The organism is Streptomyces marokkonensis (assembly GCF_008312835.1).
Taxonomy (GTDB): domain Bacteria; phylum Actinomycetota; class Actinomycetes; order Streptomycetales; family Streptomycetaceae; genus Streptomyces; species Streptomyces marokkonensis_A.
This window is the reverse complement of record NZ_VSKS01000022.1, coordinates 104,656-124,325: the sequence shown is the minus strand read 5'-3', so window position 1 is coordinate 124,325 and position 19,670 is coordinate 104,656. Positions and strand designations below refer to the sequence as shown.

Here is a 19,670-nt window from a genome sequence, read left to right as displayed (position 1 = left end):
TCCCGACTCCGACACCCCTTCGAGCTCAGGAGGGCCTCCTGTGACCCCCGAGGAACTGGCCGCGGCCGCCGACCCGGCGACGCTGGGCAACTACCTGTCGGCGTTGCCCGAACCACCGCACCACCACGGCCCCCTGACGAGCGTCCGCCACGACGTGTTCCAGGGGCACCACATCATGATCAGGACGACGTACGAGGTCACGGTGGACGGCGCGCCGCTCAACGCTCCGCTCGTCGTGTCGGACGACGGCCAGGTCCACAGCCACGCCCTGCCCACCTACGAGTTCCTGTCCGCGACGGAGACCATTCGGGCACTGATCGGCAACTTCCCCGACGACTTCCCGGGCGGCGTCCGCCCCGCCGACGACGTCCACGACCGTAACCTGCCGCACCACGTGCACCGGACGGGCGACGAGGGAGGCTCCTGATGGCCGTCGTACGCAGGAACATCATCACGAACCCCGCCGTCCGGGACGCCTTCATCGAGGGTGTCCTGCGCCTCAAGCGGGAGGACTCGACGCTGAAGACCACCGCCTTCGGCATTCCGGGGCCGCCCACACCGGTGCGCACCTACGACCTGTTCGTCATCTGGCACTACAAGGCGATGATGACTCCCGTCCCGCCGAACGGGGACACCGACATCCGCAACGCCGCGCACCGGGGTCCGGTCTTCCTCCCGTGGCACCGGTTCATGCTCAGTCTTCTCGAGGCGCACCTCCAAAGAGTGCTCGGCGATCCCGGCTTCGGACTCCCCTACTGGGACTGGTCGATCGACGGGTCACTGCCCGCCCCCGAGACCGCGCTGATCTGGAAGCCGGACTTCATGGGCGGCCAGGGCGACCCGGTGAGCGACGGGCCCTTCGCGTTCAACCCCGCTGACCCGAACGGCTTCCGGGTTCGGCTGGATTCGGGGCCGAACGTCAACCTGCGCCAGACGGACCGGGGCCTGCGCCGCGCCTTCGCCAGTGGATCCCCCACCCTTCCGAACGCCCTGGACGTGGGCGCCGCGTTCAACACGCTGCCGGCACCGTTCGGCGACCCCGATCTCGCCACCTACGACTTCGCTCCCTGGCTCGCGAACTCCCGCGGATTCCGCAGCCGGCTGGAGGGATTCACCGGGACGGGGCTGCACAACCAGGTGCACCGCTGGATCGGCGGGGACATGGCGCCGGCCTCGTCACCCAACGATCCGGTCTTCTACCTGCACCACGCCAATGTCGACCGGCTGTGGGAGGGCTGGATGAACCGTCACGGGCGGACGTACCTGCCCTCGATGGCGGAGTCGGCGGACCTGCTGGGCCATCGGATCGACGACCCCCTGATCTCGCCCCTGGGCGCCGGTGCCACTCCACGGACGACTCTCGACAACACGGCCCTGTTCACCTACGACGTCGTCCCCTGAACCGGCGTTCCGGACCACCGGCGGCGACTGCTTCCCTTCGGTCCTGGGGACGGTTTCGGCGACCGGGCCGGACCATCCCGGCCCACCCGGTGGCAGCTCAGCCGATTGATCAGCGCGTCGAGCGGTGAATCCGTCCCTCACCGGGGCACTCGGCTGCGCGGCGGGACCGCACAGGTCGCCGGTGCGCGGCGGGGAGGGTGTCGCGCGTTCCGGGCTCGCTCTCCCGATGAACGCGGTGACGGGCCCCACGAGGAAGCGGGGCCCGTCCGGTCAGTCGCGCCAGGTGTCGTTGAGGGTGGTCCTCGTGGAGGTGGTGGTCGCGGTGCGGTTGGCGCCGCTTTCCCAGGTGACGTTCCCGGAGGCGTCCTTGCGGATGTACTTGTACTCGAAGGACGTGCCTTCGGGGAGTTCCACGTCCAGTTTCCACACCGGGTAGGCGGCCGGGTCCAGCTTGAGGGCGCTGCCCGGGTTCCAGTTGCCGAGTTCCGGCCGGTTGCCGGTCACGTAGATGTTCTGGCCCCAGGTGGTGGTGGCGTTGACGGCGAAGGACACGCCGGTCGTCACCGGGTCGGGGTCGGGATCGGTGCCCCCGTTGCAGTTCCGGGCGTTGACGTGCAGGGCCAGGGCCGTGTGCGCGCCCAGGGTGGCGGTGAACCGGCCGGATCCGTCGACGGTGACGCCCTTGCCCGACTGGACGTCGCAGTAGTCGCCGGCGGGCAGCGAGGTCTGGAAGGTGCGCGTCAGCGAGGAGCCTTCGTGGTTGATGGCGACGTAGGCCCTGGAGCCGCGTCCGAAGGCTATCCGGTCACCGCCGTTGTCCCACCAGTCGGTCACGGACTGGCCGCGGGCGGTGTTGCGGAAGCCGACCATGGAGGAGATCTCGCGCCAGTCGTGCTGGCACGTCCAGCCGTCGCTGTGACAGGCGTTCACCTGGCCGCCGTTCGGCGGGCCGGCGTCGCGGTCGGTGTACGCGTAGCCGGAGTGGACGTCGGGGTTGCCGTACGGCCAGGCCAGCATGAACACATGGGCCAGGGTGTAGGCGGCGCCGTCCCTGTAGCTGAGGGTCTCGCCGTTGCGCTCGGTGTCGTGGTTGGTGACGAAGACGTTGGACTTGTCCGAGGGCATGTAGCCCCAGGCCTCGCCGACGTTCTTCAGATACGCGAGGTTCTCGCCGGTGAAGATCCTCTTGAGGTCGCGTCCGTAGCGGAACTCCTGGACGTCACCGCTGCCGAGGTACTCGCTCGGGGACACGGCCTCACCGGCGCCGTGGATGGCCTCGTGCTTCCAGTACACGTCCGGGTCACTGAGCCGGGACTTGATGTCGGCCAGATCGGCGGCCGCCATGTGCTTGGCCGCGTCGATGCGGAAGCCGTCGACGCCGAGGGACAGCAGGTCGTCGAGGTAGCCGGCGATCTTCCCACGGACGTAGTCCTCGCCCGTGTCCAGGTCCGCGAGCCCGACCAGCTCGCACTCCTGGACGTTGAAGCGGTTGCGGTAGTCGTTGATCTGCGAGGTGCAGTTGTCGAAGTCGTCGGACGAGTAGACACCGGGATAGGTGTACTTGGTGTACGACGAACCGCCGGTCCCGGTGCCGCTTCCCGCCGACATGTGGTTGATGACCGAGTCGGCGATCACCTTCACACCCGCCGCGTGACACGTGTCTACCATGCTCTTGAACTGTCCGCGGTCACCGAGCCGGCCCGCGATCCGGTAGCTCACCGGCTGGTAGGAGGTCCACCACTGCGCGCCCTGGATGTGCTCCTGCGGCGGGGAGACCTGGACGAAGCCGTAGCCGGCCGGACCGAGGGTGTCGGTGCACGCCTTGGCCACCGAGTCGAACTTCCACTCGAACATCACCGCGGTGACGTCCTTGTCGCCGGGCGGGGCGGCCTGAGCCGGTGCCGCGGTGGCGAGGAGTCCGCCGGCCACGCCCGCGGTGAGGGCGAGTGCCGCTGCGGTGGTTCTGCGCGCTCTGCTGGTACTCCGCTGCATGGAGTCTCCCGTGTGAGGGTGCGGTGTCCCGGGTGTCGGCCATGGATGACTGGGGAGTCGGCCCACCCTTGCAACGCATTGCAGAAAGATGACTGCAAGATGTTGCGGTCGTGACCGTAAGGGCAGCGTTCCACCACGGTCAACCCCTCCGACGCCCCCTCCGTCAGCGGTCCATGACGTCACGTCACCCCATCTGCAGAAGGATCCGGTTCACGGGCGGCAGGGCAGAAAGTTGAAGCGGGACCCCTTTACGGCCGCGTTCCGCGCCGGTAACTTGCCGCTGCCGTAAGGGTTTTCTGAAATTTTCGTTCACGCTTTCACAGTCCGGTGCGCCCGAACCGCCTGCGCCCCGTCCTCCCCGCCTTCTCCGGAGACACGCATGAGACGCATCCGCACCCGGCTGCCCGGACGGCCGCTGGCCGTGTCCGTGGCCGTCGGCGCCGTGCTGGGGCTGGTGTCCGTCCCGTCGGCCACCCCCTCCCCCAGAACCACCCCCGCCGCCGCGGCCGACAACACCGCGACCGTCTTCTACTACACGAAGACGAGGAACTGGGACCGGTACAACCTGCACTACGCGCCCGACGGCGGCTCCTGGACCACCGTCCCCGGCGTGACGATGGAGGCCGCGTGCACCGACTGGGTGAAGAAGACCGTCACCCTGGGCGCCGCGGAGGGTCTGCGGGCCACCTTCAACGACGGGGCGGGCACCTGGGACAACAACGCCGGCAGGAACTACGCGCTCGGCACGGGCACCATCACGGTCAAGGACGGCGTGATCGCCCACTCCGACCCCTGCGGCGGTGACCCGGACCCGGCGCCGGAGGACGGCAACAGGGCCACCGTCTACTACTCCACCCGCACCCTCGGCTGGACCACCGCTAACGTCCACTACCAGCCCGCGGGCGGTGCGTGGACCACGGTGCCGGGTGCCGGCATGCAGGCCGCGTGCGCGGGCTGGTGGAAGAAGGACGTCGAGCTGGGCACGGCCACCTCGATGAAGGCCGCGTTCAACAACGGCAACGGCCTGTGGGACAACAACAAGGGCGCCGACTACACCCTGCCCGCAGGAGTGACCACCGTCTCCGACAACACGGTCACCGAGGACGCCGGCGACCCGTGCGCCGACGAGGCGCCCGACACACGGGCGCCGACCGCTCCGGCCGGGGTGGCCGCCCGGGCGGACGGCGTGTCCGTCGTGCTGACCTGGGAGCCGTCCACCGACGACACGGGCGTCACCCGGTACCAGGTCATCCGCACCGGCGGAACCAGGGGCGACGTGGTGACCGATGTCGGCTCGACCGTCTTCTCCGACACGAACCTGGAGGAGAGGACCACCTACACCTACACCGTCCGGGCCGTGGACGCCGCGGGCAACGTCTCCGCGGCCTCGGCCGCCGCGACGGCGACCACCGGGACGAAGCCGCCGGCGCCCGCGGCCGGCAAGCCGCTGGGCACCGACCCCCGCAAGGACCCCATCTACTTCGTCCTCACCGCCCGCTTCAACGACGGCGACGGCTCCAACAACCGCGGCGGCAGCCAGCACGAGAAGTCCGGCAACGCGGCAGGCGACGACCCCATGTTCCGGGGCGACTTCAAGGGGCTGATCAACAAGCTCGACTACATCAAGGGCCTCGGATTCTCGGCCGTGTGGATCACCCCGGTGGTCCTGAACCGCTCGGACTACGACTACCACGGCTACCACGGCTGGGACTTCTACCGGGTCGACCCGCGCCTGGAGTCCGCCGGCGCCTCCTACCAGGACCTCATCAACGCGGCGCACGCCAAGGGCATGAAGATCTACCAGGACGTCGTCTACAACCACTCCTCCCGCTGGGGCGCCAAGGGCCTGTTCACCCCGACCGTCCACGGCGTGCGCGACTCCCAGTGGAGCTGGTACTACGACGAGAAGCAGCCCGGCTTCGAGTACGACGGCCTGACCGTCGACCCCAGGAGCGGCAAGTCCTACTACAACGGCGACCTCTGGTCCACGGCCGAGCCGACCGGAAACACCTGCGTCAACTGGGGCAAGCCCACCGGCGGGAAGAGCCCCGAGGGCTACACCCTCTACAACTGCCAGTGGCCCAGCCCGACGTCCGGCATGTTCCCCAAGGCGCTGTACCACACCTGCTGGATCGGCAACTGGGAGGGCGAGGACTCCCGTTCCTGCTGGCTGCACGAGGACCTCGCCGACTTCAACACCGAGAACGCGCAGGTGCAGAACCATCTGATCGGCGCCTACAACAAGTACATCGACATGGGCGTCGACGGCTTCCGCGTCGACACGGCCGTGCACATCCCGCGCACCACCTGGAACCGCCGTTTCCTGCCCGCCATCCAGGATCGCGTCACCCAGCGGCACGGCGCGGAGGCCGCGAGGAACTTCTTCGTCTTCGGCGAGGTGGCCTCCTTCGTCAACGACAAGTGGAACCGGGGCTCGGTCAACCACTCAGCCCAGTTCTTCACCTGGAAGGAACGCAAGGAGTACAGCGCCGACGACGAGAAGGCGGCCCTGGAGATGTACGACTACGAGCAGCAGCAGGGGACGGGGAACCAGCCCACCTCCACCAACGCCTTCCTCGAGGGCAACGCCTACCACGCCCCGGACCGCGGCCGCTTCTCCGGCATGAGCGTCATCGACATGCGCATGCACATGAACTTCGGTGACGCGAGCAACGCCTTCCACAACGGCAAGGACTCCGACGACAGTTACCACGACGCCACGTACAACGTCGTCTACGTCGACAGCCACGACTACGGCCCCAACAAGAGCAGTGAACGCTACACGGGCGGCACCGACGCCTGGGCCGAGAACATGTCCCTGATGTGGACCTTCCGCGGCATCCCCACCCTCTACTACGGCTCGGAGATCGAGTTCCAGAAGGGCAGGAAGATCGACTGCGGGCCGAGTTGCCCGCTGGCGGCGACCGGCAGGGCGTACTACGGCGACCACGTCGCCGGCGAGGTGACCTCCTCCGACTTCTCGAAGGTCGACTCGGCCACCGGCGCCGTGGCCACGACGCTCGCGCAGCCCCTGGTCAAGCACGTCCAGCGGCTGAACCAGATCCGCCGGGCGATCCCCGCCCTGCAGATGGGCCAGTACTCCACGGAGGGCATCTCCGGCGACATGGCCTTCAAGCGCCGCTACACCAGCGGCGGCACGGACAGCTTCGCCCTCGTCACCGTCTCGGGCGGCGCGACCTTCACCGGCGTCCCGAACGGCACCTACACCGACGCGGTCACCGGCGATGTCAGGACGGTCTCCAACGGCACGCTCTCCGTGGCCGCGCCGGGCAAGGGCAACCTGAGGGTCTACGTCCTGAACGGCACCGGCAGGATCGGAACCGCCGGTCCCTACCTGAAGTGACCCGGCGGAATCCCCCGACCCTCTGGGCCGACGACGTCCGTCGCCGGCCCCGAGGGTGCCGTCCCGCTTCACGGCGTCAAGGGCGGACGACGGGACCCGCGATCGGGGCGTCCTGGGTACCGTCGGCAGTCGCCGTCCGCCGGCGGTCGGCCCGCGACGCGGCGGAGCGGGGCAGCGCGGCCGCCAGGAGGCTCCCGCGCAGGGCCGGCACGCGCAGGGCGAGGGTCACCAGGGCGTAGCCGGCGAGTCCGCCGAGCGTGTTGGCGAGGAGGTCGTTGACGTCCACGGAGCGACCGTTGTTCAGGACGATGTACGACAGCAACTGGGCGGCTTCCACGGACAGGCTGGCCGCCGCCGTCATCAGGGTCGCGCGCGACGCCGAGGTGGCGTTCCGGAACAGCAGGGGCAGCAGGAAGCCGGCCGGCACCATCATGATGACGTTGGGCACCATGGTGATGTCCGCGGTGAGCAGCGGAACGAAGTTGATCTGGCCGATCCAGGGAGCCTGGTTGGCGTATTCGCCCCACGTCACGTTCAAGGGGAAGACCGTCAGGGACAGCACGGCGGCGACGTGGACGGCGGCGGCCAGCCGCAGCAGACCGCGGCGCTTGTCCCACACCCCACGCCTCACCCGGATGACGGTGCCGGCCGCGAACAGGACGAGCGCGGGGCCGAGAACGGGTGCGGAATCCACCTGGAAGCGAATGTCCATGAGGGCTGATCCTTCGGTCGGGGTGAGCGGTGCTGACGTGCTTCAGCTTCCTTCCGGGCCAGGTCCGGGGGATCTCCCGAAGGACCCATTCCCCGGTGGACGGCTACGACTTTCGGCAGAGGGGCCCGATGCCGCGCGCGGCTAGGGTGCTCACCATGCTCAGACCACTGCGCGTGCCGGCCGCCGGCCGGTTCGCCGTCAGCGCCCTGCTGCTCTGCCTCCCCGGAGCGGCCCTGCTGATCGACATCGACACCGGCACCCTCCAGAGCCAGGGCACGGGGGTCACGTTGTTCCTGTCGACGGCCGCGGCGGCGGCCGTCGTCTTCCCGGCCGTGGTGATCAAGTCGTCCCCCGCGGTGCTGGCGTGGGCGGCGTGCGGCGTGGCCCTGGTGTCGCTGGCCTGCTCGGTCGGACTGCGCGTGGCGGCGAGTGGCGGTTCGGTCCCGGACCAGGCCTCCGACGCCTACACCCTGTTCGAGCCGACGGCTCTGATGGTGCTGCTGAACGTGACGGCGCGGCGAGGTTCCCCGGTCGGCACCGCTGCCGCTCTGCCACTGCTGATGGCCGCCGTCACCCTGCGTCCGCTGGTGATCGAGGTGGACGAGGGCAGCAGCATCGTCGCGCTCGTCCTGACGCTGGTGGCAGGCGGCTCCCTGGCCTCCGGCCTCACCGTCCGCCTGGTCGCCGCCTCACGCCGGCAGCGCGAGGAGCAGATCAGACTCGAACAGCGCCTGGGCTTCGCCCGCGACCTGCACGACTTCGTCGCCCACCACATATCGGGCATCGTGCTCCAGGCGCAGGGCGCCCGTGCCGTCGCGGCCAGGAAGCCCCAGGCGGTGGGCGACGCCCTGGAACTGATCGAGGCCACCGGGGCGGAGGCGCTGACCGCCATGCGCAGGATGGTCGGCGCCCTGCGCGAGGACACCGCCCCGGACACCCGGGCACCGGGCACGGCCGCCGTCCGCGCCCTCGTCGCCGACTGCCGGCTCCCCGGGGCCCGCGTCCACTTCACCGAGACCGGTCCGGTCGACGGCCTCCCCGCGGACGCCGCCCACCTCGTGGAACGCGTGGTCATGGAGGCGCTGACGAACATCCGCAAGCACGCCCACGACTGCACCGCCGCACACGTGCACCTGGACGTCTCCCGCCGCCGGGTGACCGCGCGGATCACCGACGACGGACATCACCGTCCGTCCGACGGCACCGGCTACGGGCTGCGCGGCCTGCGCGAGGTCACCGTCACCGCCGGGGGCACGCTGACCGCGGGTCCCCGCCCCGAGGCCGGCTGGCACGTCGCACTCGAACTCCCTCTCCCCCTGCGGCAGGTGCTCCGATGACCATCCGTGTGCTCCTCGCGGACGACCAGACGATCGTCCGCACCGGCATGGCCATGATCCTGTCGGCCGAGGACGACATCGACGTCGTCGCCCAGGCCGCCGACGGGGTCGCCGCGATCCAGCAGGCCGACCTGCACCGCCCCGATGTCGTCCTCATGGACATCCGCATGCCGCGGCTCAACGGCATCGAGGCGCTGCGGCACCTGTACCGTCCCGGGGCCGCGCACACCCCGAAGGTCGTCATGGTGACGACCTTCGACGACGACGAGTACGTCCACCAGGCCCTGCACAACGGTGCCTGCGGCTTCCTCCTCAAGGACGCGGGCCCTCGTCTGCTGGCCGAGGCCGTCCGCTCCGCAGCCTCCGGCGAAGCCCTCATCAGCCCTTCCATCACCGTCCGCCTGCTCCAGCAGTTCGCCCGCCCCGCCGTCGCTGCCGGCCCGGTCCGTTCCTCGCCCCTGTCCGAGCGCGAGACCGAGGTCACCGCCCTCGTCTCCCGCGGGCACACCAACGCGGAGGTCGCCGCCGCCCTGCACATCAGCGTGGGCACGGTGAAGACCCATCTCACCAACATCCAGGGCAAACTCGGCGCCCGCAACCGGGTGGAGATAGCGGCCTGGGCCTGGGAATCAGGACTCACCCGCTGACCGAGCCGCGCACGACGGCACCGATCGTCACCGGCTGTACGTGGAGCTGTTCTCCGTCACGGCACGTCGTCACGTACGAGCGCCCTGGCGAAGGGCTCCCCCGTGCGACGGGCGTACGCCATCCGCTCGCGTACCTCCCTCAGGGTGCGCGGACGGTACCCGGGCCCGCCGCAACAGCTCTTGTTGAAGCGGACCCCGGCGTGCAGGAGAACGGACAGCGCTCTCCAGGCCGCGATGTCCCGGCGCGGGGGCGCCGCGAACGCCGAGCCCACGTGGATGAGCGGTTCCGCGCAGCGGGGGCAGGTCCTGTGCGGCCTGTCCCTGTCGTAGGGCTGCTTGTAGGAGGCCCGACAGGGCAGGCAGACGTAGGAGGTCTTCCCGTAGCTCATGCGGCCAGGGTAGGCGGCACCCTGTCCGAAGTTCGACGCGTTTTGTACGGCCGCCGTACGGGTTCGTGCGCGTGGCCCGAACGCCGGTTTCGTCGTTACCGGTCACGACGGAACGCTGTGCGGAACAAGGGGGCGCGATGGGCAGGACCACCCAGCGGGAATGCGGGACCACCGGCCGGCGCACACCGGACAAGGAGCGTCCGGCGGCGTGGAGCGCCTACGGCAAGCTCGTCCGCCTCTTCCGAGAACGGGCCGGCCTCACCCAACAGGCCCTCGCCGAGGCGATCGACTACTCGCTGGAGCAGGTCGCCTCCGTCGAGCAGGGACGGAGACCGGCGAAGTCGGCTTTCACGGAGGCCGCGGAGCGGGCGCTGGAGGCGGGCGGGGCGCTGCGAGTACTGCAGGACGACGTGGACCGGGCCAAACTTCCCGTCTTCTTCCAGGACTTCGCTCTCCTGGAAGCCGAGGCGGTGAGCAGGTTCTCGTACGACCCCCTGTTGATTCCTGGGTTGCTGCAGACCGAGGCATACGCGCAGGCGCTACTCGAAGCGCACTTCCCTCCGTTGCCCGATGACATCGTCGAGCAACGGGTGGCCGCTCGTCTTGCGCGCCAGGCGCTGTTGAGCCGCAAGAGCCCGCCCATGGTCTTCGTGTTCGTCGTGGAGGAAGCGGCCATCCGGCGCGTGGTGCGGAACACCACGGTGATGCGGGGACAGTTGGAGCACCTACTGGCGTGCTCGAAGATGCGTAACGTCGAACTGCAGATCATGCCCACTGCCCGAGGTGCACACAGCGGGCTCAACGGGCCGATGGTGCTGATCGAGTCGACCGATCGCAAGCAGTTCGTCTACATCGAGGCACAAGACGTGGTGAGCGTCAGGTCCGACCGGAACGAGGTCAGCGAGTTCTGGCTGCGGTATGGGATGCTGCGCACGCAGGCCCTCAACACGGAGGAGTCCTCCCGTCTCGTCGAGCGCATGGCAGGGGAGCTATGAGCACCGATCAGGGCATTGAGCAGTCCAGTGAACGCGCCTGGTTCAAGAGCAGCTACAGCGGGACGAGCGGCGGTGACTGCGTCGAGGTGGCCGCCGGTACGGAGGCCGTGTACGTGCGGGACTCCAAGGCCGTGGGCAGCGGGACCGTGCTGCGGGTCGGCCGGGACGAGTGGGCCGCGTTCGTGACGCACGTGAAGTAGAAGCGCGGCAGGGGGTGTTCACAGTCCCTACACTCACGATCATGACGACTACCGAGCACTCCCCCTCCGACGCACCCGCCGCCGACCCGGCCCTCTTCGCGACCATGTCCACGATGAGGGCCATGCGGCGCCTGCGGCCCGACCCGGTGCCGGACGAGCTCCTGGACCGGCTGATACAGGCCGCCGTGTGGGGCCCCAGCGGCGGCAACATGCAGCGCTACGAGTACGTCGTCGTCACCGACCCCGCGGTCATGGCCGAACTCGCGCCGCTGTGGAAGCGGTGCGTGGACGCCTACCTGGCCACGACCGGCAAGTACGCCCCCGCGGGGATGGACGAGGCCGCGTACGCACGCATGGTCGCGGCCATCGAGTTCCAGCGCGACCACTTCGCCGAGACCCCGGCGCTGATCATCCCCTGCTACCGGTTCCCGGAGCCGAGGATCGAGGAGGAGGGGCTGCGCGTCTACGCCGAAGCGCTCGGGGCGGAGGCGACGGAGCGCATGGGGCGGATCCAGGACCGCTTCTCCGCCCTCGCGGAGGGTTCCTGCGTCTACCCGGGCGTGCAGAACCTGCTGCTCGCCGCGCGGGGCCTGGGCCTGGCCGCCAACATCACCATCTGGCACCTGTTCCTGGAGAGCGAGTGGAAGGCGGTCCTCGGCATTCCCGAGGACATGAACACCTTCGCGGCCATCCCGGTGGGGTGGCCACGCGGCAGGTTCGGTCCGGTGAGCCGCCGTCCGGTCGAAGAGGTCGTGCACCGCGACCGCTGGTAGGTCCATCGGACACCGGTGCCCCGGGCGGGGGCGCCCCGCCCGGGACACTTGTCGGGCGTGAGCTCAACCGGAGGGCTTGGCCGGGGAGCACCGGCCGAGCCACTGTTCGGCGTCCCAAGCCCGGAACCGCTCCACCTCCGTGAACCCCAACCGCGCGGCGAGGCGCATTGAGCGGACATTGGCAGTCTGGGTGGTGAGCACTACCGGCTCGCCGGGAAGGGCGCCGGCGAACCAGGCGAGTGCCGCTGCGCACGCCTCGGCGGCGTACCCGTACCCCCACACTCGCGGCAGGAACAGGTAGCCGAGATCGACGTTCCCCGCGGCGGCCGGGCGACAGTGCTCCGTTGCTCTCCTGAGCAGTATCTGGCCGATCATCGCCCCGTCGAGATCAACGACGAAACTCCCCGGCCACCGCTCGGGCACCCTGGGCATCTCGCGCTCAAGGTCGTCCCGCGGGCGTGCGCCGCCGAGGTAGGTGTGCACCTCCGGGGACGCCAGCAGTTCGATGAACACCCCACGGTCCCGGGCCTCGGGCTCACGGAGTACGAGCCTCTCGGTCCTGATCGGGGCAGGTGGCCAGGAGACGGATCCGAGCTCGGTCATGCCGGCCATGCAATCAGCGGGCTCAGCAGCGATCAAGGGGCAGGAGAAGGCGATGGACGGGCGTCACGAATTGTGCCGGTTACGGAAGTGGCCTGTGCCGACCGCCGGTTCACCTGGCAGCCGTACTCGACGGATAAGGTCCTGCAGATGGACAGCACAGACCTGACGCCTCTGGAACGTCGCATCTGGCAGGCGTTCCCTCGCGGTGCAGCGGTCGACGTCCGACGGGACGCGCGGGAGGATCCAGCGACTGTTCGGGGCACCGAGCGGACGGTTCGGGCCGAGGTCATCCGGACTCTCCTCCTGGGAGGTGCGTCGGAACCCGGTGAGGCGCCCGCTCTGCGCGTCGCCGGAGCGAGGATCACCGGCGTTCTCGACCTCCAGCACGCGGAGATACGCCATCCGATCCGTCTGACCTCCTGTCACTTCCGTGGCGCGCTGGAACTTGACGGGGCGCAGATCCGTCTGCTCGACCTCAGCGGGTCCTGCCTTCCTGCTCTGGCGGCTACGTCCCTCCGCGTCGACGGCGCACTCCGGCTCACGAACTGCCGTGCAGCGGGAGGCGTTCAGCTGAGCAACGCCCAGGTCTCCGGCGGGATCTTCCTGGATCACGCCCATGTCGGGACGGGTGACGGATGGGCGCTCCAACTCGATCACGCTTCCGTGGGTGCCGGGATACGGGCACCCGGCCTCGTGGCACTGGGTGGGGTCAGCCTCAGTACGGCGCATGTCGAAGGGGCGGTCGATCTGGAGGACGCCCACCTCAGGAACGCGAACGGCGATGCCCTCGACGCCGCGCGACTCGCCGTCGGAACCGTCCTCAACGCCGGCGGCCTCATCGCCGAGGGCCGCGTCAGGCTCACCGGCGCCAGGGTGGCAGGCTGGATTTCCTTCATCGAAGCCGAACTCAGCAACCCGGGCGGTGTCGCACTGGGCATCAGCAGCTGCGAAGCCACCCAGTTGACGTTGCGAGATGCACGACCGGTAACCGGCGACGTCAGAATGCAGTACGCCGGCTTCAAGGTCATCGAGGCGGCGCCACAGGTCTGGCCCGCCAGGGTACGCCTGGAGGGACTGACGTACGAGGCGCTTGCCCCGCGCCTTCCCGCCGCGGACCGGCTCGCCCTGCTGGATCGCGATGCGGACGGCTTCGTCCCCCACAGCTACGAGCAGCTCACAGCCTCCTACCGCCGCGTCGGTGATGACGCCGACGCCCGCACCGTCCAGCTTGCCCAGCAGCGTCGGCGCCGGGCGACTCTCTCCTGGTATGGCAAGCTGTGGGGCTATCTCCAGGACGCGGCTGTTGGCTACGGCTTCCGTCCCACACGTGCCGGCGGCTGGCTTCTCGCCCTGCTCATCATGGGCTCGGTCGCGTATGGAACGCACGAGCCACCTCCGGTCGAGCAGGGCAAGGGTCCGGAGTTCATTGCTCCCGTCTACACCTTGGACCTCCTGCTGCCGATCATCGATTTCGGTCAGCAGCGTGCCTTCGCACCCACAGGTGTGCACCAGTGGGTGTCCTACCTGCTGATCGCCGTCGGTTGGGTTCTCGCCACTACCGTCGTCGCCGGGATCACGCGCACCCTCAGCCGCCCGTAGCGCCCGCTCGCATGCTCAAGGACAGGGCTCGGCACGGTCTTCTCTTACGGCCGCCGCTGCACCAGGAGACGGTCCGAACCCCGGCCGGCCGGGACCGCGGGTGCGGTCCCGGCCGGCCGGGCGGAGTCCGGGCCGGTCCTACGCCGTCGGCTCCTGGGTGAACGCCGCGTGGAGGCGGCGGGTGTGGTCCACTCGGCGTTCCGGGCCCGTCAGGGTGACCGTCGCCGTGAGGCGCGCGTCCGTGCTCGATGCGGCCAGGCGGAGTTCCAGGTCCCCGGGTTCGACGACCCGGCGGCCGTCGCGGCCGGTGAAGGACGCCACGTCGGCCGGGACGGTGACGCGGACGCGGCGCGCCTCGCCCGGCTCCAGCGGCACCCGGGCGTAGCCGACGAGCCGCTGCACCGGCTGGACGACGGAGGCGACCGGGTCGTGCAGGTAGAGCTGGACGACCTCGGTGGCGGACCGGTCCCCGGTGTTGCGGACGGTGAGGGCGAGGGCGAACTCGCCGTCCGTCGGCGCCTCCCCGGCGTCCACGGCGAGGTCGCTCCAGGCGAACGTCGTGTACGTCAGGCCGTGGCCGAAGCCGAACGCCGGGGTCGGGTCGATGTTGGAGACCTCGCTGGCCTGGGCGAGCCGGGCACCGAGGTAGGTGGTCGGCTGGGATCCGGGGCCGCGCGGCACGCTGACCGGAAGCCGTCCGGAGGGGGCGGTGCGGCCGCTGAGCACTCCGGCGATCGCGTGGGTGCCCCCGACTCCGGGGAAGAAGGACTGCACGATCGCCGCGGACTCGGCGACGGCCCGGCCGAGCGCGTACGGCCGTCCGGCGAGCAGGACGGTCACCACCGGCCTGCCGGAGTCGAGCAGCGCGTCGAGCAGGTGCTGCTGGGCGCCGGGCAGGGCGAGGGACTCCGCGTCGCAGCCCTCCCCGCTGGTACCGCGGCCGAACAGGCCCGCGCGGTCGCCGAGGACCGCGATAACGATGTCCGCCTCCCTGGCCGCGTCCACCGCTTCGCCGATGCCGGAGAGGTCCCCGTCGTCGACGCCGGTGCCGCGCGCGACGGTGATGTCCGCGTCGGGGAACTCGGCGGCCAGGGTGTCCCGCAGGGTGGGCAGGTCGATCCCGACCGGGACGTCCGGGTGCTGCACGCCCACGTGCTGGGGGAAGGAGTAGCAGCCCAGTACGGCGGTGGCCTCGGTCGCGTTGGGGCCGACGAGGGCGATGCGGCGGGGCCGGGCGAGCGGCAGGGTGCCGTCGTTGGTGAGCAGGACGACCGCCTTCTCGGCGATCTCGCGGGCCAGTTCCCGGTTCTCCGGCCCGTCCAGGTCGATCCTGCCGCGCAGGGTGTCCGGGTCGTCCAGGTCGGCGCCTTCGAGCGCGGGCGGCACCGGGCTCCAGTCCGGGTCGAGCAGTCCGAGCATCGCCTTCTGGCCGAGGACGCGCCGCAGGGCGCGGTCGATGACCGCCTCCGGTACCCGGCCGTCGGCGACGGCCTCGGCGAGCGGTGCGCCGAACGTCTTGACGGTGGGCAGCTCGATGTCGACACCGGCCTTCAGCGCGGCGCCCGCGGCCTGGGCCCAGTCGCCCGCGACGCCGTGCAGGGTCTTGAGGAAGGCGATGCCGAAGTAGTCGGCGACGACGGTCCCCCCGAAGCCCCAGGTGTCGCGGAGCAGTCCGGTCAGCAGGCTCTCGTCGGCCGCGGCGGGGACGCCGTCGGTGTCGGTGTAGGAGTGCATCACGGAGCGGGCGCCGCCCTCGCGGATCGCCATCTCGAACGGCGGCAGCAGGACGTCGGCCCGTTCGCGGGCGCCCATGGGCGAGGGGGCGAGGTTGCGTCCGGCGCGGGAGGCCGAGTAGCCGACGAAGTGCTTGAGGGTGGCGACGATGCCGGTGGACTCCAGGCCCTGGACGTAGGCGGTGCCGATGGTGCCGACGAGGTAGGGGTCCTCGCCGATGGTCTCCTCCACCCGGCCCCAGCGGGCGTCGCGCACGACGTCGAGGACGGGCGCGAGCCCCTGGTGGACACCGACGGACCGCATGTCGCGGCCGATGGCGGCGGCCATGCGGCGCACCACGTCCGGGTCGAAGGTGGCGCCCCAGGACAGCGGGACGGGGTAGGCGGTGGCACCCCAGGCGGCGAAGCCGGCCAGGCACTCCTCGTGCGCGACGGCGGGGATGCCGAAGCGGTTGGCCGAGGCGATGCGGGACTGGGTGCGCAGCAGGGAGAGCGCGCCGAGCGCCGGGTCGACGGGCGCGGTGCCGAAGGGGCGGGTCAACTGGCCCAGTCCGTGGGGCAGAAGCGCGTCGAGGTCGACGGCCTCCTCCATGTCGTGCTGATGGGGGGCCACTTCGCCGCCGTTGGCGGACGCGCCGACCCACACGCCGTACAGCTGGGCGATCTTCTCGTCCAGGGTCATCGCGCCGATGAGCGCGTCGACTCTGGCGGTGACGGGGCGGTCGGGGTCGTTCCACAGGGGGATTTCGGGGGTGGTCTCTACGGCCACGTCGGCAGTCACTTTCCTCCGACACCCATCAGGCCCTGGACCAGGGCGCGACGGGCGAACAGGTAGACGAGCAGGATGGGCACCATGGACAGCACCACGGCTCCCAGCAGACCGGGGATGTCGATACCGTGTTCGGTCTGGAAGTTGTACAGACCCAGGGTGACCACCTTGGTGGAGTCGGACTGGGTCAGCACGAGCGGGAACAGGAAGCCGTTCCATGCCTGGAGCGCGGAGAAGACCACGATCGTGGACAGTCCGCCCCGGGACAGCGGCAGCACGAGCTGGAAGAACATGCGCCGCGGGCTGGCGCCGTCCATGGCCATGGCCTCGTACAGCTCCGGGGAGATGTCACGCATCGCGCCGCTGAGGATCAGCGCCGACATGGGCAGGCAGAACGCGGCCGTGGGCAGGATGACGCCGAGCAGGTTGTCGTACAGCCCGGCCTCGCTGATCAGGTAGAACATCGGCACGATCACGGCCTGGGCGGGGATGGCGAGTCCGAGCAGGAACAGCCGGAAGATCGCCGACGTGGTCCGGCCGCGGCTGCGGACGATCGCGTAGGCGAGCGGCGGAACCAGCAGCACCACGATGCCGATCACGCAGGCGGTGACGACGAGCGTGTTGACGAAGTACTGGCCGAAGCCCGAGTCGAAGGCGCCGGTGTAGTTGTCCAGGGTGAAGCTGTCCGGGATCGAGACGGGACCGTTCTCGGCGTAGTCCTGTCGGGTGCGCAGGGTCGCGGCGAGCATCACGTACAGCGGCAGGCCGACCAGGAAGAGCCAGAAGAGGGAGCCGGCGCCGGCCAGGTAGTTCGGTCGGCGCCTCATGACACACCCTCCATGGAGCTGCGCATCTTGTCGTAGCCGGAGACCCGGACGACGATCAGCGAGATGATCGTGGCCGCGACGACCAGCACCAGGGCGATCGCGGAGCCGGTGCCGTAGTCGAAGCTCTTGAACGCCTTGTCGTACATGTAGTAGGCGCTGATGGTGGTGTCGGTGCCGGGGCCGCCCTGGGTCAGGATGAGGACGGTCTCGAAGGTGGTCAGGCCGCCGACGATCATCAGGATCATCGAGGTGATCATCGCGTTGCGCAGCTGCGGCAGGGTGATGTGGAAGAACTGCCGGTAGCGGCCCGCGCCGTCGATCTCCGCGGCCTGGTAGAGCACGTGCGGGATCGCGCGGGCGGCGCCCTGGTAGATCAGGGTGTGGAACGGGGTGAACTGCCAGGTGCTGACGAACGCCAGCACTCCGATGGCGGTGGCCTGTTCACCGAACAGGTTGCCGTCGCCGAAGAGCCAGGAGGCGTCGGCCGGGATGCCGAAGTTCGGGTCGAGCAGCGCCCGCCACAGCACGGAGACGGCCGTCGCGGACAGCAGCAGCGGGATGAAGTAGATGACGGACAGGACGGCCCGGTTGCGCTGGTGGCCGGCGGCCCAGACGCCGAGCACGATGCTCAGCGGCGTCTGGACGACCACGCCGAGCACGGTCAGCAGCAGGGTCAGCCAGATGCTCTTGAGCATCACGGGGTCGTCCATGAGGCGCGACCAGTTGTCCATGCCGACGAACTCGGGCGAGCTGAGCCCGTCCCAGCTCATGAAGGACAGCACCGCGACCATGATCAGCGGGGTGATCGCGAAGAGGGCGAAGAACACTGCGGCGGGCAGTGCCCAGGCGAAGCCGGGGCGGCCCACGTTCGTTGCGGACGAGGCGGGCGGCCGCCGCCGGGACCCCTTACGGGGGCCGGCGGCGGGCCGGGCGCTCGTGATCTGTGTGGTCATGAGCCGTTCGTCACTCGGTCGGGAGGGCCTGCATGGCCTTGATGAAGCCGTCCGTGTCGAGCTGTCCGTTGAAGAACTGCTGGACGGCCTTGTGCATGTCCGAGCTCGCCTTCTGCGGGTACGCCTGGTCCCAGGACAGCTGGAACGACGGGGCGTCGGCGACCAGGTCGTACTGGAAGCGCGAGTACTCGGGGGTGCCCGAGGTCTCGATGAACTTGTCGGTGTTGGTCGTGGTCGGCAGGTTGCCGATGTCCAGCTGCGCCTTGACGAACTCGTCGGAATACATGAGCTTCAGGAACTCGGCGACGGCCTCGGGGTGCTTGGTCTTCTTCATCACCGAGTAGTAGTTGTTGGTGTTGCCGGCGACGTTGGCCGGGTCGCCCTTGCCGCCCTCGACGGTCGGGAAGGCGGTGTAGCCGAGGTCCTTCTCGGCGAACTCCTTGTGGTCCGTCAGCTGCTGGGAGTAGTACCAGGAGCCCATCAGCTCGAAGCCGGCCTTGCCCGAGGACACCAGCTGGACCGAGCCGCCGTTGGTGTACTTGACGGAGTCGTAGTTCTTGCCGAAGGCGCCGGTGTCGACGAGCTCCCTGATCATGTCCAGGGCCTTCTTGCTGTCCGCGCTCTCCCAGGCGCTCTTGTCGCCCCCGACGGCCTTCGCGAACAGCTCCGGTCCGGCGATGCGGTCGTAGAGGTACTGGAACCACATCTGCGTCGGCCAGACGTCGCCACCGCCGAGCGCGATCGGCGTGACGCCCTCGTCCTTGAGCTTCCCGACGGCGTCGAGCAGCTCGTCCCAGGTCTTCGGCGGCTGGACGCCCGCCTTGTCGAGGACCGCCTTGTTGTGGAAGAGCAGGACGGGCTGGGTGCCGCGCATCGGAACGCCGTACGGCTTGCCGTCGACGGTGGCGTTGTTGAAGACGGACGGCAGGAACTTGTTCTCCAGGTCCGGGTTCTTCTTGATGAAGTCGTCGAGCGGCATCAGCAGGCCGGCCTTGACGAACGGCTTGATGCTGCCGCCGCCCCAGTTGAAGAAGACGTCCGGGGCCTGCGGGGTGTTGATGATCGTCTGCAGCTTCTTCTGGTAGTCCGCACCGGGGATGGTGTCGAGGACGACCTTGACGTCGGACGTCTTGTTGAACGTGTCGACGAGCTGCTTCTCGACCTTGTTGGTGGCGTCCCCGTAGACCAGGACATGGATCTTGCCGTCGTCCGCCGACGCCCCGCCGTCCCCGTCACCGCAGGCCGTCAGGGTCAGGGCCAGGGCGAGCGTCGCACCGCAGGCGACCAGTCTGGGCAAGCGCGCACGTGTCTTCATCGTTCGCCTTTCGAAAGTTTCGGCATCATCACCGAAAGTCCATGCCATGGGACAGTAGGTC

The 19,670-nt window shown here is 69.6% G+C and carries 17 protein-coding genes; 9 read left to right on the top strand and 8 right to left on the bottom strand.

What is annotated here, in order from left to right; genetic code table 11:
- Positions 1-40 precede the first annotated feature (40 nt).
- Complete coding sequence (locus F1615_RS29865) at positions 41-427, top strand: hypothetical protein (RefSeq protein WP_149552166.1); 387 nt, start codon at positions 41-43, stop codon at positions 425-427.
- On the top strand, positions 427-1,401 hold the full coding sequence (locus F1615_RS29860; RefSeq protein ID WP_149552165.1) for a tyrosinase family protein: 975 nt from the start codon (positions 427-429) through the stop codon (positions 1,399-1,401). The genes F1615_RS29865 and F1615_RS29860 overlap by 1 nt, the downstream gene beginning before the upstream one ends.
- Before the next feature lie 270 nt (positions 1,402-1,671).
- Here the strand turns inward: F1615_RS29860 and F1615_RS29855 are convergent, their stop codons facing one another.
- Positions 1,672-3,393, bottom strand: a complete 1,722-nt coding sequence (locus F1615_RS29855) for a carbohydrate-binding module family 20 domain-containing protein (protein ID WP_149552164.1) — start codon at positions 3,391-3,393, stop codon at positions 1,672-1,674.
- Positions 3,394-3,772: 379 nt separating this feature from the next.
- On the opposite strand from F1615_RS29855, the gene F1615_RS29850 reads away from it, so the two are divergent.
- Positions 3,773-6,757, top strand: a complete 2,985-nt coding sequence (locus F1615_RS29850; protein WP_149552163.1) for a carbohydrate binding domain-containing protein — start codon at positions 3,773-3,775, stop codon at positions 6,755-6,757.
- 76 nt (positions 6,758-6,833) lie between these two features.
- Here the strand turns inward: F1615_RS29850 and F1615_RS29845 are convergent, their stop codons facing one another.
- Positions 6,834-7,469, bottom strand: a complete 636-nt coding sequence (locus F1615_RS29845) for a VanZ family protein (protein WP_149552162.1) — start codon at positions 7,467-7,469, stop codon at positions 6,834-6,836.
- A 155-nt stretch (positions 7,470-7,624) separates the two neighbouring features.
- On the opposite strand from F1615_RS29845, the gene F1615_RS29840 reads away from it, so the two are divergent.
- Together F1615_RS29840 and F1615_RS29835 are read left to right on the top strand one after the other, a co-directional pair.
- Positions 7,625-8,806 (top strand): sensor histidine kinase, encoded by a 1,182-nt coding sequence (locus tag F1615_RS29840; RefSeq protein WP_149552161.1) that lies wholly within the window; start codon positions 7,625-7,627, stop codon positions 8,804-8,806.
- Positions 8,803-9,453, top strand: coding sequence for a response regulator (locus tag F1615_RS29835; RefSeq protein ID WP_149552160.1), 651 nt, complete (start codon positions 8,803-8,805; stop codon positions 9,451-9,453). The genes F1615_RS29840 and F1615_RS29835 overlap by 4 nt, the downstream gene beginning before the upstream one ends.
- A gap of 56 nt (positions 9,454-9,509) precedes the next feature.
- Here F1615_RS29835 and F1615_RS29830 read toward each other — a convergent pair whose 3' ends face one another.
- Entirely contained in the window at positions 9,510-9,842 is a 333-nt protein-coding gene (locus F1615_RS29830; RefSeq protein ID WP_149552159.1) for a deoxyxylulose-5-phosphate synthase, read from the bottom strand.
- A 137-nt stretch (positions 9,843-9,979) separates the two neighbouring features.
- On the opposite strand from F1615_RS29830, the gene F1615_RS29825 reads away from it, so the two are divergent.
- The 3 genes from F1615_RS29825 to F1615_RS29815 are packed head-to-tail and all read left to right on the top strand — an operon-like array spanning position 9,980 to position 11,810.
- The gene (locus F1615_RS29825) at positions 9,980-10,837 is read left to right on the top strand and encodes a helix-turn-helix domain-containing protein (RefSeq protein WP_149552158.1); all 858 of its coding nucleotides are present in this window, start codon (positions 9,980-9,982) and stop codon (positions 10,835-10,837) included.
- The gene (locus tag F1615_RS29820) at positions 10,834-11,037 is read left to right on the top strand and encodes a DUF397 domain-containing protein (protein ID WP_149552157.1); all 204 of its coding nucleotides are present in this window, start codon (positions 10,834-10,836) and stop codon (positions 11,035-11,037) included. Before F1615_RS29825 ends, F1615_RS29820 begins: the two co-directional genes overlap by 4 nt.
- Positions 11,038-11,078: 41 nt before the next feature.
- Positions 11,079-11,810: a nitroreductase family protein gene (locus F1615_RS29815; RefSeq protein WP_149552156.1), complete on the top strand. Its 732-nt coding sequence runs from the start codon at positions 11,079-11,081 to the stop codon at positions 11,808-11,810.
- Between the two features lie 63 nt (positions 11,811-11,873).
- On the opposite strand, the gene F1615_RS29810 is transcribed toward F1615_RS29815, so the two are convergent.
- On the bottom strand, positions 11,874-12,413 hold the full coding sequence (locus F1615_RS29810) for a GNAT family N-acetyltransferase (protein WP_149552155.1): 540 nt from the start codon (positions 12,411-12,413) through the stop codon (positions 11,874-11,876).
- A 147-nt stretch (positions 12,414-12,560) separates the two neighbouring features.
- Here F1615_RS29810 and F1615_RS29805 point away from each other — a divergent pair, with 147 nt between their 5' ends.
- Positions 12,561-14,012: a membrane-associated oxidoreductase gene (locus F1615_RS29805; protein WP_149552154.1), complete on the top strand. Its 1,452-nt coding sequence runs from the start codon at positions 12,561-12,563 to the stop codon at positions 14,010-14,012.
- A 138-nt stretch (positions 14,013-14,150) separates the two neighbouring features.
- Here F1615_RS29805 and F1615_RS29800 read toward each other — a convergent pair whose 3' ends face one another.
- The 4 genes from F1615_RS29800 to F1615_RS29785 are packed head-to-tail and all read right to left on the bottom strand — an operon-like array spanning position 14,151 to position 19,609.
- Complete coding sequence (locus tag F1615_RS29800) at positions 14,151-16,526, bottom strand: glycoside hydrolase family 3 N-terminal domain-containing protein (protein ID WP_149552153.1); 2,376 nt, start codon at positions 16,524-16,526, stop codon at positions 14,151-14,153.
- The gene (locus F1615_RS29795; RefSeq protein ID WP_149552152.1) at positions 16,523-17,341 is read right to left on the bottom strand and encodes a carbohydrate ABC transporter permease; all 819 of its coding nucleotides are present in this window, start codon (positions 17,339-17,341) and stop codon (positions 16,523-16,525) included. Before F1615_RS29795 ends, F1615_RS29800 begins: the two co-directional genes overlap by 4 nt.
- Entirely contained in the window at positions 17,338-18,294 is a 957-nt protein-coding gene (locus F1615_RS29790; protein ID WP_149552151.1) for a carbohydrate ABC transporter permease, read from the bottom strand. The genes F1615_RS29795 and F1615_RS29790 overlap by 4 nt, the downstream gene beginning before the upstream one ends.
- A gap of 10 nt (positions 18,295-18,304) precedes the next feature.
- Positions 18,305-19,609, bottom strand: a complete 1,305-nt coding sequence (locus F1615_RS29785) for an ABC transporter substrate-binding protein (protein WP_149552150.1) — start codon at positions 19,607-19,609, stop codon at positions 18,305-18,307.
- Between the last annotated feature and the right edge of the window lie 61 nt (positions 19,610-19,670).

Coding starts and splice junctions, on each gene's coding strand:
- F1615_RS29830 (WP_149552159.1), bottom strand. CDS start 9,842: ATGAGCTACGGGAAGACCTCCTACGTCTGCCTGCCCTGTCGGGCCTCC.
- F1615_RS29845 (WP_149552162.1), bottom strand. CDS start 7,469: ATGGACATTCGCTTCCAGGTGGATTCCGCACCCGTTCTCGGCCCCGCG.
- F1615_RS29820 (WP_149552157.1), top strand. CDS start 10,834: ATGAGCACCGATCAGGGCATTGAGCAGTCCAGTGAACGCGCCTGGTTC.
- F1615_RS29785 (WP_149552150.1), bottom strand. CDS start 19,609: ATGAAGACACGTGCGCGCTTGCCCAGACTGGTCGCCTGCGGTGCGACG.
- F1615_RS29815 (WP_149552156.1), top strand. CDS start 11,079: ATGACGACTACCGAGCACTCCCCCTCCGACGCACCCGCCGCCGACCCG.
- F1615_RS29835 (WP_149552160.1), top strand. CDS start 8,803: ATGACCATCCGTGTGCTCCTCGCGGACGACCAGACGATCGTCCGCACC.
- F1615_RS29855 (WP_149552164.1), bottom strand. CDS start 3,393: ATGCAGCGGAGTACCAGCAGAGCGCGCAGAACCACCGCAGCGGCACTC.
- F1615_RS29840 (WP_149552161.1), top strand. CDS start 7,625: ATGCTCAGACCACTGCGCGTGCCGGCCGCCGGCCGGTTCGCCGTCAGC.
- F1615_RS29850 (WP_149552163.1), top strand. CDS start 3,773: ATGAGACGCATCCGCACCCGGCTGCCCGGACGGCCGCTGGCCGTGTCC.
- F1615_RS29790 (WP_149552151.1), bottom strand. CDS start 18,294: ATGACCACACAGATCACGAGCGCCCGGCCCGCCGCCGGCCCCCGTAAG.
- F1615_RS29795 (WP_149552152.1), bottom strand. CDS start 17,341: ATGAGGCGCCGACCGAACTACCTGGCCGGCGCCGGCTCCCTCTTCTGG.
- F1615_RS29825 (WP_149552158.1), top strand. CDS start 9,980: ATGGGCAGGACCACCCAGCGGGAATGCGGGACCACCGGCCGGCGCACA.
- F1615_RS29860 (WP_149552165.1), top strand. CDS start 427: ATGGCCGTCGTACGCAGGAACATCATCACGAACCCCGCCGTCCGGGAC.
- F1615_RS29810 (WP_149552155.1), bottom strand. CDS start 12,413: ATGACCGAGCTCGGATCCGTCTCCTGGCCACCTGCCCCGATCAGGACC.
- F1615_RS29805 (WP_149552154.1), top strand. CDS start 12,561: ATGGACAGCACAGACCTGACGCCTCTGGAACGTCGCATCTGGCAGGCG.